Source organism: Bacillus sp. 105MF (assembly GCF_000374885.1).
Taxonomy (GTDB): domain Bacteria; phylum Bacillota; class Bacilli; order Bacillales; family Bacillaceae_G; genus Bacillus_A; species Bacillus_A pseudomycoides.
In genome coordinates, this window is record NZ_KB895566.1 from 43,589 (window position 1) to 61,320 (window position 17,732).

The 17,732-nt window shown below is 36.8% G+C and carries 15 protein-coding genes and 2 tRNA genes; 2 read left to right on the forward strand and 15 right to left on the reverse strand.

All coding sequences use genetic code 11. The annotated features are described in order from the left end of the window. Position 1: 1 nt before the first annotated feature. From ysxC to C564_RS0103200, 7 genes are all read right to left on the reverse strand, one after another. Positions 2 to 598 (reverse strand): ribosome biogenesis GTP-binding protein YsxC, encoded by a 597-nt coding sequence (gene ysxC / locus C564_RS0103170; protein WP_018764396.1) that lies wholly within the window; start codon positions 596 to 598, stop codon positions 2 to 4. Continuing rightward, entirely contained in the window at positions 595 to 2,925 is a 2,331-nt protein-coding gene (gene lon / locus C564_RS0103175) for an endopeptidase La (RefSeq protein ID WP_018764397.1), read from the reverse strand. Before lon ends, ysxC begins: the two co-directional genes overlap by 4 nt. Positions 2,926 to 3,287: 362 nt before the next feature. Then, on the reverse strand, positions 3,288 to 4,958 hold the full coding sequence (gene lonB / locus C564_RS0103180) for an ATP-dependent protease LonB (RefSeq protein ID WP_018764398.1): 1,671 nt from the start codon (positions 4,956 to 4,958) through the stop codon (positions 3,288 to 3,290). 106 nt (positions 4,959 to 5,064) lie between these two features. After that, positions 5,065 to 6,324: an ATP-dependent protease ATP-binding subunit ClpX gene (clpX, locus tag C564_RS0103185; RefSeq protein WP_018764399.1), complete on the reverse strand. Its 1,260-nt coding sequence runs from the start codon at positions 6,322 to 6,324 to the stop codon at positions 5,065 to 5,067. Positions 6,325 to 6,593: 269 nt separating this feature from the next. Beyond that, positions 6,594 to 7,877, reverse strand: a complete 1,284-nt coding sequence (gene tig / locus C564_RS0103190; protein WP_003200787.1) for a trigger factor — start codon at positions 7,875 to 7,877, stop codon at positions 6,594 to 6,596. 333 nt (positions 7,878 to 8,210) lie between these two features. Then, positions 8,211 to 9,209, reverse strand: coding sequence for a hypothetical protein (locus C564_RS0103195; RefSeq protein WP_003200785.1), 999 nt, complete (start codon positions 9,207 to 9,209; stop codon positions 8,211 to 8,213). Positions 9,210 to 9,407: 198 nt separating this feature from the next. Continuing rightward, positions 9,408 to 9,656: a hypothetical protein gene (locus C564_RS0103200; RefSeq protein ID WP_018764400.1), complete on the reverse strand. Its 249-nt coding sequence runs from the start codon at positions 9,654 to 9,656 to the stop codon at positions 9,408 to 9,410. Between the two features lie 520 nt (positions 9,657 to 10,176). Here C564_RS0103200 and C564_RS0103210 point away from each other — a divergent pair. Beyond that, on the forward strand, positions 10,177 to 10,791 hold the full coding sequence (locus tag C564_RS0103210; protein ID WP_003200781.1) for a PH domain-containing protein: 615 nt from the start codon (positions 10,177 to 10,179) through the stop codon (positions 10,789 to 10,791). 52 nt (positions 10,792 to 10,843) lie between these two features. Here C564_RS0103210 and C564_RS0103215 read toward each other — a convergent pair. The 8 genes from C564_RS0103215 to gerE all read right to left on the reverse strand — a co-directional run bounded on the left by C564_RS0103215 (position 10,844) and on the right by gerE (position 15,539). Beyond that, a tRNA-Arg gene (locus tag C564_RS0103215) sits at positions 10,844 to 10,917 on the reverse strand. A 1-nt stretch (position 10,918) separates the two neighbouring features. After that, a tRNA-Gly gene (locus tag C564_RS0103220) sits at positions 10,919 to 10,992 on the reverse strand. Positions 10,993 to 11,093: 101 nt separating this feature from the next. Continuing rightward, entirely contained in the window at positions 11,094 to 11,600 is a 507-nt protein-coding gene (locus C564_RS0103225; protein WP_003200763.1) for a metallophosphoesterase, read from the reverse strand. Positions 11,601 to 11,613: 13 nt separating this feature from the next. Next, positions 11,614 to 12,225 (reverse strand): XTP/dITP diphosphatase, encoded by a 612-nt coding sequence (locus C564_RS0103230; protein ID WP_018764401.1) that lies wholly within the window; start codon positions 12,223 to 12,225, stop codon positions 11,614 to 11,616. A gap of 11 nt (positions 12,226 to 12,236) precedes the next feature. Continuing rightward, entirely contained in the window at positions 12,237 to 12,974 is a 738-nt protein-coding gene (gene rph, locus C564_RS0103235; protein WP_003200759.1) for a ribonuclease PH, read from the reverse strand. 136 nt (positions 12,975 to 13,110) lie between these two features. Continuing rightward, on the reverse strand, positions 13,111 to 14,157 hold the full coding sequence (locus C564_RS0103240) for a GerMN domain-containing protein (protein WP_003200757.1): 1,047 nt from the start codon (positions 14,155 to 14,157) through the stop codon (positions 13,111 to 13,113). Positions 14,158 to 14,308: 151 nt separating this feature from the next. After that, on the reverse strand, positions 14,309 to 15,124 hold the full coding sequence (racE, locus tag C564_RS0103245) for a glutamate racemase (RefSeq protein ID WP_003208646.1): 816 nt from the start codon (positions 15,122 to 15,124) through the stop codon (positions 14,309 to 14,311). A gap of 190 nt (positions 15,125 to 15,314) precedes the next feature. Further along, the gene (gerE, locus tag C564_RS0103250; protein ID WP_000659494.1) at positions 15,315 to 15,539 is read right to left on the reverse strand and encodes a spore germination transcription factor GerE; all 225 of its coding nucleotides are present in this window, start codon (positions 15,537 to 15,539) and stop codon (positions 15,315 to 15,317) included. 354 nt (positions 15,540 to 15,893) lie between these two features. Between gerE and C564_RS0103255 the strand changes: the two genes are divergently transcribed. Beyond that, the gene (locus C564_RS0103255; RefSeq protein WP_018764402.1) at positions 15,894 to 17,717 is read left to right on the forward strand and encodes an APC family permease; all 1,824 of its coding nucleotides are present in this window, start codon (positions 15,894 to 15,896) and stop codon (positions 17,715 to 17,717) included. Positions 17,718 to 17,732: the final 15 nt, after the last annotated feature.

The window sequence follows — 17,732 nt, forward strand, 5'->3', positions numbered from 1 at the left end:
GTCACACGTTTTTTGTTTTTGTAAACTTATGAATGGCTTTCCACGCTTCTTCTTTTCCAAGCCCTGTTTCCGATGAAAATAGAACAACTTCATCACCTTGTTCAATATCAAGCGTTTCTTTCACAACCTTCAAATGCTTTTGCCATTTCCCTTTCGGAATTTTATCGGCTTTTGTTGCAATGATGATTGTTGGAATTTCATAATGCTTTAAGAAATCATACATCATAACATCATCGTTTGTCGGCGGGTGACGTAGATCAACTACTAATACAGCCGCATCTAATTGCTCACGCGTTGTAAAATAGGTTTCAATCATTCTGCCCCATGCCGCTCGCTCTGTTTTCGATACTTTCGCATATCCATAACCTGGAACATCGACAAAATGCATCATTTCATTAATTAAGAAAAAGTTGAGTGTCTGCGTTTTTCCTGGTTTAGAAGAAATACGCACTAACTTTTTACGATTTAAAATTTTATTAATAAAGGAAGACTTCCCAACATTAGAACGACCTGCTAATGCAATTTCTGGTAAGTCACCATCTGGATATTGTTCTGGTTTAACAGCACTAATGACAATATCTGCTTTTGTTACTTTCATTGTTTCACTCCTACTAATGCGTGCTCCAATACTTCGTCTAAATGAGACACAAGCACAAACGTAAGGTTTTCTTTTACGCTTTCTGGAATATCATCTAAATCCTTTTCATTTTCGGCTGGCAAAATAATTTTTGTTAAGCCTGCGCGATGAGCACTTAATGTTTTTTCTTTTAAACCACCGATTGGTAATACACGACCACGAAGGGTAATTTCACCTGTCATCCCTACTTCTTTACTGACAGGTACACCTGTCAATGCGGAAATAAGCGCCGTTGCCATCGTAATACCAGCTGATGGACCATCCTTTGGCACTGCTCCTTCTGGAACATGAATATGGATGTCATTCTTTTCATGGAAATTTGAATCGATATGAAGTTCTTCTGCACGAGAGCGAATATAACTAAATGCAGCTTGTGCGGATTCTTTCATAACATCCCCAAGTTTCCCTGTTAAAATTAATTTTCCTTTTCCTGGTGATACAGATACTTCAATTGCGAGTGTATCACCGCCAGCAGCTGTATACGCTAAACCAGTTGCCATTCCAACTTGATCTTTCGTTTCAGCTTGCCCATAACGGAATATATGTTTACCAAGTAGGTCTGTAATATTTTTTTCCGTTACAATAATACGTTTACGCTCTTCTGTTACAATAATCTTTGCTACTTTACGACAAATCTTTGCAATTTGACGTTCTAACGTTCGAACACCAGCCTCGCGCGTATAGTAGCGAATAATTTCAAGCAGGGCTTCATCACGAATTTGTAAATTCCCTTTTCGCAAGCCATGTTCTTTTAATTGCTTCGGCAATAAATGTTCACGAGCAATATGTACCTTTTCAATCTCTGTATAACCAGCAATCGAAATAATTTCCATACGATCAAGGAGCGGACCTGGAATGCTCGCAAGCGTATTTGCAGTTGCAACAAACATTACTTTTGATAGGTCGTACGGCTCTTCAATATAATGATCGCTAAAATTATGGTTTTGCTCCGGGTCTAATACTTCTAATAATGCAGCAGACGGATCGCCGCGGAAATCATTGGACATCTTATCAATCTCATCTAATAAAAAGACTGGGTTGATTGTTTTTGCCTTCTTCATCCCTTGAATAATACGCCCTGGCATTGCTCCCACATATGTACGACGGTGACCACGAATTTCAGATTCATCACGAACACCACCAAGGGAAACACGGACAAAATTACGATTTAACGATGTGGCAATCGAACGAGCTAAAGATGTTTTCCCAACACCCGGAGGGCCTACTAGACAAAGAATTGGTCCTTTTAAAGAATTTGTTAGCTTTTGTACAGCTAAATATTCCAGTACACGTTCTTTCACTTTCTCAAGACCATAATGATCTCTATTTAAAATTGTTTCAGAATGTGCTAAATCGATCATATCCTCTGTCGCTTCTGTCCACGGAAGTGCTAATAACCAATCCAGATAATTGCGAATGACACCACTCTCTGCAGAACTTACTGGCAACTTTTCATAACGATCTAATTCTTTTAGGGCAGCTTTCTTCGTTTCTTCTGGCATTCCAGCCTCTTCGATTTTTTCGCGAAGTTCCTCTACTTCGCCGCCTTTACCTTCTTTATCACCAAGTTCTGTTTGAATCGCCTTCATTTGTTCACGCAAGAAATATTCTTTTTGCGTACGTTCCATCGAACGTTTCACCTTTTGTCCAATTTTCTTTTCTAAACTAAGTAGTTCCTGTTCATCTTGAATAATGGAAATGAGCGTATGTAATCTTTCTTTCGCTGATCTAATCTCCAAAATTTCTTGCTTTTGTTTTGTTTTAATTGGTAGATGAGAAGAAATTAAATCAGCTAGGCGGCCAGGTTCTTCAACATCTACTACTGTCGCAAACGTTTCATTCGATACTTTTTTCGAAACTTTAATATATTGCTCGAAATGTTCAAGTAACGTGCGCATTAGAGCCTTTTCTTCTAGATCGCCTTCTTCTTCCTCTGTTACTGTTTGAATAGAAACCTGTATTACATTTTCTTCTTCAATAAATTCTACAATTTCTGCTCTATGTAAACCTTCTACAAGGACACGAAGCGTACCGTTCGGCAGTTTTAACATCTGCTTTACTTTCGCTACTGTACCCACACTATATATGTCATCTTCTTTTGGATCATCGATATTCATTTCTTTTTGCATCGCTAAAAAGATGATATTTTCATCCATTGCTGCCTGCTCTAGTGCTTGTATTGATTTATCACGTCCTACATCAAGATGCAGAACCATCGTTGGATATACGAGAACGCCTCTTAATGGTAGGAGGGGCACAATTCTTTCGTTCGTATTCATACTAGACATAGCACCTCCATAATAAATTAAACTCCTGTTCAACTATTTTATATTACAATACACTTGGATGCAATTGCAGAGATTCCTTGCAATTGCAAATCTCCTACTTTTTCTTTCTCTATAAAGTGAAACTTCCAGCCGTAGGGGCCTTAGTTAACCATCACCAATCGGGCTTTTACAGGTAAGTTGCCCTACCTATTTCCTCCTCTTCTCTCTGAGCTTTGAAGTAGGGGCTTATTGCCCACGAATAGCGGGATAAAAGAAAAAGGGACCTCGCTTAAGCATACAAACTTAAACGAAGTCTGGCAAATATTACATGTTCTATTTCCCATTTACCTAAAAGGAAATCACTTCTTAGAACCCGATTTAATCTACATCGATTGTACATCGCCTTCATCTAGCTCGCGATGCACATCAATTTCACGATGCAATTTTTCCTGGACGAATGTTAACGCAAAAACTTCTTTTAATTTTCGAACGGGAATAATCTCGATACCCTTTATCGTATATAAAAATGGCTGCATGTTTTCAGCAGGAATAATAACCTTTTTCGCTCCTGCCTTTTTTGCTGCTTTTACTTTTGCATATACGCCGCCTACTGGTTTTACTTCTCCATGAATACTTATTTCTCCGGTCATCGCTATTTCGTTATTCACATACACTTGGTGAAGCGCTGAATATACACCTGTTGCCATTGCAATGCCTGCTGAAGGACCATCAATTGGAATACCACCTGGGAAATTAATATGTATATCATATCCTTCTGGTAACAAGTCTAGGGAGCGGAGCACGGTTAATACATTATCAACGGATCCTTTTGCCATACTTTTACGGCGAATCGATTTTGTTTGACTACCAATACTCTCTTCTTCCACAATTCCTGTAACATTTATCGTACCTTTTTCCGCAGCTGGAATTGCCATTACTTCAATTTCTAATAGCGCCCCTGTATTCGGTCCATATACTGCAAGACCGTTTACAAGACCGATCTTCGGAATTGGATAAATACGCTTTTCATATTTTGGAGTAAGCTGACTAGAATGTACAACCCATTCAATATCCTCATCTTTAATAAAAGAACGTCCCTCATTAATCGACATTCCTGCAGAAATTTGCACAAGATTAATGGCTTCTCTTCCATTTCTTGCATACATGCCGATCATTTCAACACCTTGTTTTCCAATTTCCATTTTCACTTTTTCAGCTGCATTCTTCGCTACTTTTTGAATTTCTTCTGTATCAAGTTCACGGAAGAAAACTTCTAAACAACGAGAACGAATAGCAGGAGGAATTTCATCTGGAGAACGAGTTGTCGCTCCGACTAAGCGGAAATCTGCTGGTAAGCCTTTTTGAAAAATATCATGTATGTATGTTGGAATCATTGAATTTTCTTCACTGTAGTATGCACTTTCCAAAAATACTTTGCGATCTTCTAATACTTTTAACATCTTATTCATCTGGATTGGATGCAATTCACCAATTTCATCAATAAATAAAATGCCACCATGTGCATCCGTTACGGCACCTTTTTTCGGTTGTGGAATTCCTGCTTGCCCCATTGCACCTGCACCTTGATAAATCGGATCATGTACCGAGCCAATTAAAGGATCAGCAATGCCACGCTCATCAAAGCGGGCAGTTGTTGCATCTAGTTCAATAAATGTTGCATTCATACGAAATGGTGATTTTTGATTTTTCTTCGCTTCTTCTAACACAAGACGTGCTGCCGCTGTTTTCCCTACCCCAGGAGGTCCATATATAATGACATGCTGCGGGTTCGGTCCACACAGTGCTGCCTTTAATGATCTAATTCCGTCCTCTTGGCCAACAATATCTAAAAAAGATGTAGGACGTACCTTCTCGGCAAGTGGTTCTGTCAAAGAAATCTCGCGCATTTTGCGAAGTTGTTCTAATTCTTTTTTCGATTCTCGATCAATTGAAACTTTTTGTGTTCGCTGGTTTCGGAGCAAATGCCAAAAATACAATCCGACAATTACACCAAAAACAAGTTGAACAAGTAAGAATATGTTTGTCCAGCTCATAATTCATTTCCTCCCGCTATGTTTTACCATTTAGTATTTCCTGGGAGGAATAGTGCTAAACATAATAAGAAACAGCAATTATAAAAATTGCTGTTTCATTTTTACACTATGCAGATGTTTTTGTATCGAGTACAGTACCGTCTTGTAACACCAATTTTGGCGGTGCATTGTCCGCTACTGTTTCTTTTGAAAGAATACACTTCTCGATATCTTTACGAGATGGAAGCTCGAACATTACATCTAGCATTAAGCCTTCAATAATAGAGCGAAGTCCACGAGCACCTGTTTTACGTTCAATTGCTTTTTTCGCAATTTCAATCAGTGCTCCTTCTTCAAATTCCAACTCAACATCGTCAAGCTCCAATAATTTTTGGAACTGTTTTACAAGCGCATTTTTCGGTTTTGTTAAAATATCAACAAGAGCACCTTCATCAAGTGGTTCTAGGTTCGCAATAACTGGAAGACGACCAATAAACTCTGGAATTAAACCAAATCGTAAAAGGTCTTCTGGTAATACGTGAGATAAAACATGCTTTTCATTTACATCAGCATTTTTCTTCTCTGAACCAAATCCAATTACTTTTTCACCAAGGCGACGTTTAATAATTGGCTCAATGCCATCAAACGCACCACCACAAATGAATAAGATGTTCGTTGTATCAATTTGAATAAACTCTTGATGCGGATGTTTACGACCACCTTGAGGCGGAACGCTTGCTACAGTACCCTCTAAAATTTTCAGAAGGGCCTGCTGTACACCCTCACCAGATACATCACGTGTAATTGATGGATTTTCTGACTTACGCGCCACTTTATCAATCTCATCAATATAAATGATTCCTTTTTCAGCTTTCTCTACATCGTAATCAGCTGCTTGAATAAGTTTTAGTAAGATGTTTTCTACATCTTCCCCTACATATCCAGCTTCTGTTAAAGATGTTGCGTCCGCGATTGCAAATGGAACATTTAAAATACGCGCTAATGTTTGTGCCAATAATGTTTTACCACTACCTGTTGGCCCGATAAGTGCGATATTACTTTTCGCCAATTCTACATCATCAATTTTGCTGTTAGAATTGATGCGTTTGTAATGATTATATACCGCTACCGCTAATGCTTTCTTCGCATTATCTTGTCCGATTACATACTCATCTAAGATTTCACGAATTTCTACCGGTTTCGGTACATCTTTGAATTCTACTTCTTCGTCCTTCGCAAGCTCCTCTTGCACAATCTCTGTACAAAGCTCAATGCACTCATCACAAATGTAAACACCAGGACCAGCAACAAGCTTTCGGACTTGCGTTTGTGTTTTACCACAGAAAGAACATTTTAATTGCCCTTTTTCATCATTAAATTTAAACATATTTTCACACCCCTTACAAAGTGCTAATATCTTGCCTTCGTATGTACACGATAAATGTATCGTATGTAAATACATATTATGTCACTACGTGGCGAGAAATACAAATAATATGACTAGTTATGTACAAATAAAAAATTTTTAAAACTTTTGAAATATGTATATTCGACTTTAGAAGGATCATTTCCTTCTTCATCGAAAAGTTTTATAAATATATTTATATCTATATTTATAAAACAAGGCACGATCCAAAATCGCGCCTTGTTATTTTATTATGCAGCTTTGCTGTTGTCTACTAAGAAGTCTACAGCTTTACGAACTTTAATGTCTTCAGATAAAGCATCTAAGCTTCCAAGAGCTTGTGTGATAGCGTCAACTGGCATATTGTACATTGCAGCCATTTTTTCAACTTCTGCAGTTACTTCTTCTTCAGTAACTTCGATGTTTTCAGCTTCAATGATCGCTTCAAGAACAAGGTTGATTCTTACACGTTTTTGTGCATCTTCTTTCATTTGTTCTTTTAGCTTGTCAGCGTCAGTACCTGTGAATTGGTAGTAAAGCTCAAGGTTCATACCTTGTTGGCTTAAGCGTTGTTCGAATTCACGAATCATACGATCTAACTCAGTTTCGATCATAGCTTCTGGAATTTCGATTTCAGCGTTATCAGCAGCTTTTTCTACTACTTCGTCACGAACTTTGTGCTCAGCTTCGTGCTTTTTGCCTTCTTCTAAGTTTGTACGAAGTTTTGCTTTTAACTCTTCAAGAGTTGCAACTTCTTCGTCTGCATCTTTAGCGAACTCGTCATCTAAAGCTGGAAGTTCTTTTGCTTTAATTTCATGAACTGTTACTTTAAATGTTGCTGGTTTACCAGCAAGTTCTTCTGCATGGTACTCTTCTGGGAATGATACTTCAACGTCTTTTGACTCGCCAGCTTTTAGACCAATTAATTGCTCTTCAAAACCTGGGATGAATGTACCAGAACCGATTGCTAGAGAGTAGTTCTCGCCTTTTCCGCCTTCGAATGCTTCGCCATCAACGAAACCTTCAAAGTCGATTACAGCTGTATCGCCGTTTTCAGCAGTACCTTCTTCTTTAACAACTAGTTCAGCTTGACGCTCTTGTAAAGATTGTAATTCGTTCTCTACATCTTCGTCAGTTACAGTTGTTTCAACTTTTTCTACTGCTAGTCCTTTGTATTCACCTAATTTAACTTCAGGTTTTACAGTAACTTTTGCAGTGAAGATTAAGTTTTCATTTTTCTCGAACTTCTCGATGTCGATTTCAGGATGAGCAACTGGGAAGATACCAGTTTCATCGATTGCTTCACCGTATGCTTTTGGTAAGATAATATCTAAAGCATCTTGGTATAAAGATTCAATACCAAAGCGTTGTTCGAATAACGGACGAGGCATTTTTCCTTTACGGAAACCAGGTACGTTAATTGTTTTTACTACTTTTTTGAACGCAGCGTCGATAGAGTTGTTTACTTCTTTAGCATCAACTTCGATTGTTAAAACGCCAACGTTACCTTCTAATTTTTCCCATTTTGCAGCCATTTATTCTTTCCCTCCAACTATAATAATGTATGCACATACCTCTACAGATTGAGATTTTCATTATTTCTTTTTTAGAAACAACAAAAGCATGAAAGCCAATTTATTTAAGCTTTCTAATCTTCTAGCAATAAGCCTTAAGACACGCGATTCTCAATCTATTATTTGTCTATAAGACAAACACGGTATATTTTGTTCGAGAATAATATGAAACATATTAAGTAAGAGAATTATACTTCTCTCCTCTTACAAGCAGGCATAATTCAGCCTTTTGCAACCCTTACATTATAACATAGAATATTCTCGTTTCAATAACTGAACGATTCTTTTTCATAATTATACAGGTAAATGCCCTTCTCTCTCCACGCGTAAAAACCATTGATAGGCAATATGAAACTCTTCAACGGTAATATTATACGCCGCCATAAGTTCCTCTTCATCGATGATCAATCCGAAACGCTTTCTCCCGATTCGCTCTAAAACCGCTGCCCATACTTCTACTTTATCTATTAGTAATGGGAACGGGAAAATACTAGCTTGCATTTCTCTCCAATATGTAATAATCGCCTCAAACATATTTGGATTATCACTTTCTAAACGATTAGATAATATATGTATAACTTTCTTCGAGTACTCATCATTATGATCCAAATGAGCTGGAATAATCATTATTCTTTCGCCAAATTTCTCTACTTCTATTTCTTCTTTCATACGCTTCTCTACCATTTTGTATATAATAGAAGTTTTTAAATATGGATGTCGCGTGCTATCAACGAGAAATTTCCGTAAAGCTGGCAAAGCTTTTTCGAGGTTTTTAATTAAAAGAGCATGAATTACCTGTAGCTGCTGCCCAAAATTTTCTACAAATAGTTTTTTCGAAAATTCTTCCAGATCAAAATCTGATTCTACTAGCGTCGTTTCCTCACCATTTAGCATATTCTCCGCAAATTGGGCAAGCTGCGCTAACTTTTCTCTTTGCTCTATAGTCAATTCTTTCTTCTGCAAAACCTCTTCAACAGTCTCAATTACACCTACATAATCATTTGTTTGAACTAAAATAGTCACGTATGTTTCAAGAATATCCCCAAACAAGACTGTTCCTGTTTCAAGCAACTTCTCACATCGGTCTTTTGATTCTTCCATTCGCTTTAATTCTAATAAACAAATAACTGAAGCTAATTCTGTTTGCTCTGTTTCTCCATTATACTGGCGTAATATTTCAAAACAGCGCAATGCATCTTCGAACTTCCGCTCCCGCAGCGCCATAAACCCTTGATCAATATAACGCTCTGACAACTGCGGAAACAATACGACCGTATTTTCTTTTTTATCCATACGTCCGCCTCTTTTTTTAGATTTTAAATATCTTCAAAGTAAATATAACAAATGGCTGTTAAGAAAACAACATTCCAAATACATTTATTTGAAATATGAAAATATTTGACTTTTATAATTAAAACGAAAAAATCATATCAGAAAATCCTCTTTATACATATAAAAAACCCTCAGCAAATAACGCAGAGGATTTCCTCATTAATGGGCAGCTTTTATAATTGTAGGATATACGAAAAGAGTAATCATTTGGAGAACAATAATTGTAACAACAACCATGCTAAAAAAGAAGATTGGCTTACTTCGTTTCATCAAAAACATAATAATAAGCATAATGCAGGCAAGTAAACACATAAAAAATAAACTTGTAGTAGGACTCAGTATTCCGCTAGGGACAAATGACAATAATATAACACTACAAACACCTATAATTCCGAGTAACCATTCCATTCATTTACCCTTTCCCTCTCATAACAATTCTCTCTATGCTACTAAATGTTTTACAACCTCAATTACATCTGTTAATTTCTCATATGCAACAAACCCGAAAGCTACTGTTAAAGCCGTTACGACTAATCCTTTCATGTTTTTCTTCCTCCTCGTGTCATCTTCGTTACCTTAATTATAAAGAACTGGCATTTTGTTACCATCGAACTTTCTTACACTTACCTTACAGAATTGTAAGATTTCAAAAGAAAAAAACCACCTAACATAATTGAAAGTGGTTTTACGGGAGTTCTCTATAATCGTCTGCAAAATTAACATTCTTTTCTTAGTACTTCTTTGGTGGATTTATTCTTAAACTAATTGATTTACGAAACACTTTTGTAATTATTTATTACATCACATTCGGGATATTTCTCTCCTTCACCTTCTTATAATTTTTTAAATACAGCCTAATTCCCTTGTTGAAAAATGTTAAAATATTTTTATGTAATTCAAAATCCAGAAATTAAAGGGGATGATCCATATGTTCAAAAAAGTAGCTGCTGATGTTCTCGGGCTAAGCGATGTAGGTTCTGTAATCACACCGAAAGATTATGATAAAGTGGATGCTGATGATTATGTGATGCATGAAGATGGAGAAAAAATTTATTTTCTAATCAAATCAAAATCAGATGAATATTGTTTTACAAACAAAGGGTTAATTCACTTAGATGGTACGAGTGCAGCAAGTAAAAAACGTACATTACGCCGCTTCAGCTACAGCAAACATCAAATTAAAAATGTAGCGTTAGAAACTGCTGGTACAATCGATTTAGATGTAGAAATTAAATTCCATATGGGAGATGAATATTACTCAATTGACGTTCATAAAAAACATATCGAGGAATTAAAAGACTTATATAAAGCTCTTCTCAAAATTGAGGAAATTTCATACGAAAATGATATTACATTACAATATGCTCATAAAAGTTTAGATATGGCTTCTAACACATTTAGTCGTATTACGAATGCACAAGTTAATTTAGCAGAGCAATTTAAAGAAATGAATCAAATTGCGTTTAATTGGCTTGTGGATACGAAGAAGCAATATAACGTGAAAGATTATGGGTTTGTTTTTGAAAAATTTATTAACGATTAATTTTTGAATAAACAAAAAACCTTGTCATCAAAAGATAACAAGGTTTTTTTAGCGTCCCAGGAGAGATTCGAACTCCCGACCGACGGCTTAGAAGGCCGTTGCTCTATCCTGCTGAGCTACTGGGACATGGAGCGGGTGAAGAGAATCGAACTCTCGACCAGAGCTTGGAAGGCTCTTGTTTTACCACTAAACTACACCCGCATATTTTGTTTTCATTTCCGTCTGATATCTTATCGACAAGGTTTATTATATTTGCACACGCAGATAAAGTCAACACCTTTTTTCAAAGAGGATAATTTTTCTTATCCTCTTTGAAAAGTTTTATGTGCGACAACTTTTCCAGCTAATGTTTCAAATCGAATTTCAATGTCCTTTTCATTTACTTCTAACAAAGTAAATGTTTTTTCTTTACGGGAACGTGGCAGTAAAATGCTTCCTGGATTGATGAATAAAATACCATCAATAAATTCCGCTCCCAACATATGAGAATGTCCAAAACATACAATATTCGCTCCCACTTCTTTTGCACGATATAAAAGTGTTTGCAAAGTCATTTTAATATTGTATCGATGACCGTGTGTAGCAAAAAAGCGCATTTCATCTACATCAGTAATGATTTCTTCTTCAAAACCATTATAAAGATCGCAATTCCCTTTTACTACTTGGAACCCTCGTAAATCTGGATGATCTGGCGTTAGTTCTGAATCACCGCAATGAATCATAACATCTACATTTCCCTCATATGTATCTTTTAATTGCTGTAATTCTTTCGTAGAACCGTGACTATCGCTTACAATTAAAGCTCTCATCGGTCTCTCTCCCTTATTCTTCTTCTAAAAACCACGCTGAAATTTTTTCTTCCAACTTACGAAGAGCACGCCCGCGGTGACTGATTTCATTTTTCTCATCTGAAGTTAACTCTGCCATCGCTCGTTTGTATTCTTCTACATAAAAGATTGGATCATATCCGAAGCCATTTTCACCACGACGTTGCTCTAGAATTTTCCCTTCGCACGTTCCATTTACAATAACCGCCTCTTTATTTTCTTCTGGAAAAGCAACCGCTAACGCACAATAAAAACGCGCTGTACGCTTTTCCATCGAAACGCCATCTAATCCTGTTAAAACTTTATCGATATTTGCCTGATCATCTTTTTGCTCACCAGCATAGCGAGCAGAGCGCACACCAGGATTTCCATTCAACGCATCAACAATTAGCCCTGAATCATCCGCAATAACAATTGAATTTAACTGTTTACATAAACTGTCCGCTTTCAAAAGTGCATTTTCTTCAAATGTTTCACCAGTTTCCTCGACTTCTTCAATATTAGGGAAGTCATGAAGAGATTTTACTTCTAAGTCAAATCTCTCAAATAGCTCGGCAAATTCACGTACTTTCCCCATATTTTTCGTTGCTACAACAACATGTTTCATATTTCCCACCTCTACTCTATATGAGATACGATGTCACCTAATGCTTCTTTTTGTTTTTCAATGAGTTGTAAAATCCCATTTTCAGCTGCATCAAGTAATTCATTTAACTCTGCACGGCTAAACGTTGCTTCTTCTCCAGTTCCTTGCACTTCAACAAAATGGCCTTTCCCCGTCATAATAACGTTCATATCAACATCAGCTTGAGAATCTTCTGCATAGTTTAGATCTAAAACTACACCTTGGTCTTCAACAATTCCAACGGATGTTGCAGCTAAATAATCTTTTACTGGAATTTTAGATACTTTTTCTGCTTGTAATAACTTTTCAAATGCTAACACCATCGCGACATAAGCACCCGTAATAGACGCTGTTCGTGTTCCTCCATCTGCCTGGATTACATCACAATCAATCCAAACCGTTCTTTCCCCAAGTGCTTCCAAATCAACAACCGCACGTAATGCTCGTCCAATTAAACGTTGAATTTCCATTGTACGACCAGTTACTTTCCCTTTACTGGACTCACGAATTGTACGTTGTTCTGTTGCGCGTGGAATCATAGCGTATTCAGCTGTTACCCACCCTTTTCCTTCGCCTCTCATAAATGGTGGCACACGTTCTTCAATCGTTGCCGAACAAATAACCTTTGTATCTCCAACTTCAATTAGTACAGACCCTTCTGGATGTTTTAAATAATTTGTATGAAGATGTATATTGCGCAGTTCTGCCGCTTGTCTACCATCTACTCGCATAAAATAACCCCCTACCTAGTAACTGCTACTTGTTAGTATAGCCCGTTTTAAATTTATGATTATGTATATCAACAGAAGAAGGGGAACTCAAAAAGCAATTCCCCTTTCCTACATAAGTATATCAAATTATTTACGATTAAAAACTACCTGTATTCACGTTTTGCGGACGATCAACAGGTTTTGTTAATTTCTCACCCTTCTCGTTAACAAGATTTGCTTTTCCATTTACTTCAACAGAAACATTTTTCACACCTTGTTTTTCCGTTAAAGATAGAACGAGTGATTGCAGTACATAATTTGAAATCATACTTTTTCCTTTGTTCACATATATATTTTCATTGAAATTCAATGTAACCTTTCCATCTTGCACTTTCGGTTCACTAACGAGCTTTACATCTGGATTAAAATCATTAAGTAAAGCTGAACCCGACGGTCCTTTAACAAGCTCATTCACAACCGTTGCTACTTCATGTTCCTTTCCTTCTGCCACGCGGCGTGTTACTGGCACATAGTACTGTTTTTTATTATTTCGCGCTAGGAAATAAAGTGTAACCGGCTTCGTATTCGTTACATCCGCCACTTGCTCATCATCAAAGTTAATTCCATCCGCACGGCTAACCCCTTCACCAATCGGTGTACCAGCAACCGGCATCGTTTCTAAATTTTTACCGTTCATCTGAAATTTGACTTGCTTAATTTCTTTAAATTGCGTCAATGTCCATGCTACAGATTCCACGATTTGACGCTCTTCTTCTTTTTTATAATTTTTTATTTCCTTTGAGAAATCAACAACTGCTGTCCCATCTTTTTTCACATCAACTGACAGCGTTGTATTCGCTGGAAGAACCGCTTGAAATCCATTTGGCAACATATTTGTTACAGGACCATCCTTCACAAGATATTCCAATGTTTGCTTCACAACTGCATTCCCTTTGGGCGCAGGTAAATCAAATGTTTGCGGTACAACATAACCATTTTTATCAACGAGGTATAAATCATATTTCTTCGTTTGCCCTTGTTTTTCTTTTGTAGCAGTCTCTTTCTTCTCACCATCTGTATACGTAACTTTTTTCGGTGGATCAATTTGTTCCGTTTCTTTCTCCTGATTTAACAAACCGCATCCTGATAATAAAACTGCGCTTACTGTAACACAAACAAGCCATTTAAAAGTGGATTTAGGCATACCATTTCCCCCTAAAATCTAAGTTTGTACTATATGTATACGAGCTCTTTATCATTTTAGAACAAGCAATAACAACTTATCTTACAATTTACTAAACAAAAAAACTCCTGATTTCTCAGAAGTTTTTTATACAAATCTATTATTAACTTGTTTACAAATTAATATGTTTTACATTTTCAATCGGCTGTCCAAACCATTTAGAAGCAATTTCTTTGAATAAATCTATTTTTCCTGTGGTTAAGAAAAGATGGTCGCTTTGTTCTTCCCCTTCATTTAACATTTTACTATGATATAGTATCGTACTTACTTCACGAGCTGTTTCATCTCCAGAACTAATTAACTGCACCTTATCTCCCATTACCCGCTTAATAACTGGGCCTAGAATCGGATAATGTGTACATCCTAAAATCAGCGTATCAATTTCAGTATTTTTCAGTGGTTGCAACGTTTCTCTAACAACCTCATACGCCATCTCACTCTCAAAGTTTCCACTTTCAACAAGTTCAACAAATGGCGGACACGCTAAGCTTTCTACCATAACGCGGTTATTAATGGACTTTAACGCATCTTCATACGCACCACTTTTCACCGTTCCAATTGTTCCAATAATACCAACATGGTACGTATTCGTCACTTTTAAAGCTGTACGCGAACCAGGATGAATCACACCCACTACTGGAATTTTTAATTGTTTTTGCATCTCTTCAAGTACGACCGCAGTTGCAGTATTACAAGCAATAACTAGCATTTTAATATCAAGTGCTAATAAATACTCTGTCATTTCCCATGTGAATTGACGCACTTCCTCGCGAGAACGCGGGCCATAAGGACAACGTGCTGTATCTCCTAAATATATAATACGCTCTTTTGGCAGCTGACGAATTAACTCTTTCGCTACCGTTAATCCCCCTACTCCCGAATCAATGACACCAATTGCTCTATTCAACATAATCACCCGTTTTCTCATTCATCATCTTATTTTTTTGCATATCATTATATCTTACATACTTTAGATCTTTACAGATCCAAAATATACCTGTTAATAGATTTCCAAATATGTACCTGTATAGACCAGGACTTTTTTATTTTGCTCCTTTTCTTCGCAATTTGCAAGACAGAAAAATAGCCGACCTTTTATAAAAAGTCGGCTTCACCTATTATAATTCGAGTTCCCCCATACGAAGAAGCTCAACAACCGCTTGCGAACGTCCTTTAACCCCTAGCTTTTGCATTGCATTTGATATGTGGTTGCGTACAGTTTTTTCACTAATAAATAGTTCACTTGCAATTTCTTTCGTCGTTTTATCTTGAACCAATAATTCAAAGACTTCTCTCTCTCTCTTTGTGAGTAACGGTTTAGATTGATATGCTTTTTCCTTCAACTGGTATAACCCTCCTTGCTTAAGCCAGAGCTGTATATGTGTAAGTTGGGTGTTTATTTAGTCAAGATATTGTATGAACAAAATGTGCAGGTGGTGAATGAAAATGGGCTAATTTCGGCACGTTATTTATGATTTATATATATGTAAGAACTTCCAAAAAATCTTTTTCAAACAATAATCGCTATTCATCAAAAGAATTATTAAATACTAAGCGCGAAAATCCCCAAACTCCATTTATTACCTCTTTCTTTTCAGAAAGATTCGTCAATAAACAGCCAATACTACCAAACAGGGATGTATGTGTTCATACCAATCCGCTTTGCACGCAAAATTTTATGTATTGGTGGTGTCATTATGTTTTCGGCCTTCAAACGATTTTTAATCGGTAGACCACTTAAGTCAACAGCACTCGGGGAACAAAAATTAAATAAACTAAAGGCACTCGCGATCCTTTCTTCTGACGCCCTTTCTTCTGTCGCTTACGGAACAGAACAAATTTTAATTGTATTAGCTGCATTTGGAGCGATTGCTTTTTGGTATTCCATCCCGATTGCAATTGGCGTTTTAATCTTATTGACAGCGCTCATTTTATCATACCGACAAATTATTTTTTCTTATCCGCATGGCGGAGGTGCTTATGTTGTTTCCAAAACAAACTTAGGCACAAATGCTGGGCTTATTGCAGGAGGATCATTACTTGTTGATTATATCCTTACTGTAGCTGTAAGTGTTTCAGCTGGAACCGATGCTATTACATCTGCTTTTCCGGCTTTGCACACATACACCGTTCCAATCGCGGTCATACTTGTTTTATTTATTACAATTTTGAATCTAAGAGGCGTAACGGAGTCAGCATCGATTCTAGCTTATCCTGTCTATCTCTTTGCCTTTGCACTTGTTATTTTAATTATTGCTGGTGTTTTTAAAATTTTTTCTGGGCAAGCTCCCGCTCATTTACATACACCGATTGGAACAGTCGTGCCTGGCATTACACTCTTCTTCTTGTTGAAGGCTTTTTCATCTGGTTGTTCCGCTTTAACAGGGGTAGAGGCAATTTCCAATGCAATTCCAAATTTTAAAGAACCGGCTGCAAAAAATGCAGCAAAAACATTAGTTATCATGGGAACGATTCTTGCTATTTTATTTACGGGTATTACATTTTTAGCCTATTGGTATGGAATTGCTCCGAAACATAATGACACTGTCGTGTCCCAAATTGCTTCAAATATATTTGGAAGGAATTTTGTATACTACTTTATTCAAGGAACAACTGCGCTTATTTTAGTACTAGCTGCAAACACAGGTTTTTCAGCATTTCCACTTTTAGCATTTAATTTAGCATCAGATAAATATATGCCGCGTATGTATTTAATGCGTGGAGATCGCTTAGGGTATTCAAATGGAATCATTACGTTAGGTATTAGTTCTATGCTTTTAATCGTTGCATTCCAAGGTAAAACCGAGCAATTAATCCCGTTGTATGCTGTCGGGGTATTCATTCCTTTTACATTGTCACAAACAGGTATGATTATAAAATGGTTACGAGAAAAGCCAAAAGGATGGATGCCTAAGTTACTAACAAACTTATTAGGCGCTCTTATTTCATTAACTGTGCTTCTCATTTTTTTTATTACAAAATTTGCGCAAGTATGGTCCATTCTTATCTTTTTACCTATCATTGTTTTCATCTTTCATCGCATCCACAATCACTATGTTGCAGTAGGAGAACAGTTGCGCATCAATTTTAATGAAATTCCTGAAAAAGTAACTGGTAACGTCGTAATTGTTCCCGTCGCTGGTATTACAAAAGTAGTCGAACAATCCATCAATTACGCAGAAACAATTAGCGATCAAGTTATCGCTGTGTATGTAGCTTTTGATAAAGAAAGCGAACTACGTATGCAGGAAAAATGGAAAGAATGGCAACCGAATATTCGTCTCGTTACCTTTATCTCATCTTACCGAAGCTTAATGCGTCCTATCGCAAAATTAATTACAATTATTCAGCATAAGGCGCAAGAAAAGAATCGTTTCGTTACCGTTTTAATTCCGCAATTTATTACAAAAAAGAACTGGCATAACTTTTTACACAACCAATCGAGTGTATTACTACGTGTCTATCTTCTATATAAGAAAAATGTTATAGTCACAACAGTTCCTTACCGTTTCCGAAAATAAAAGCAATATATACGT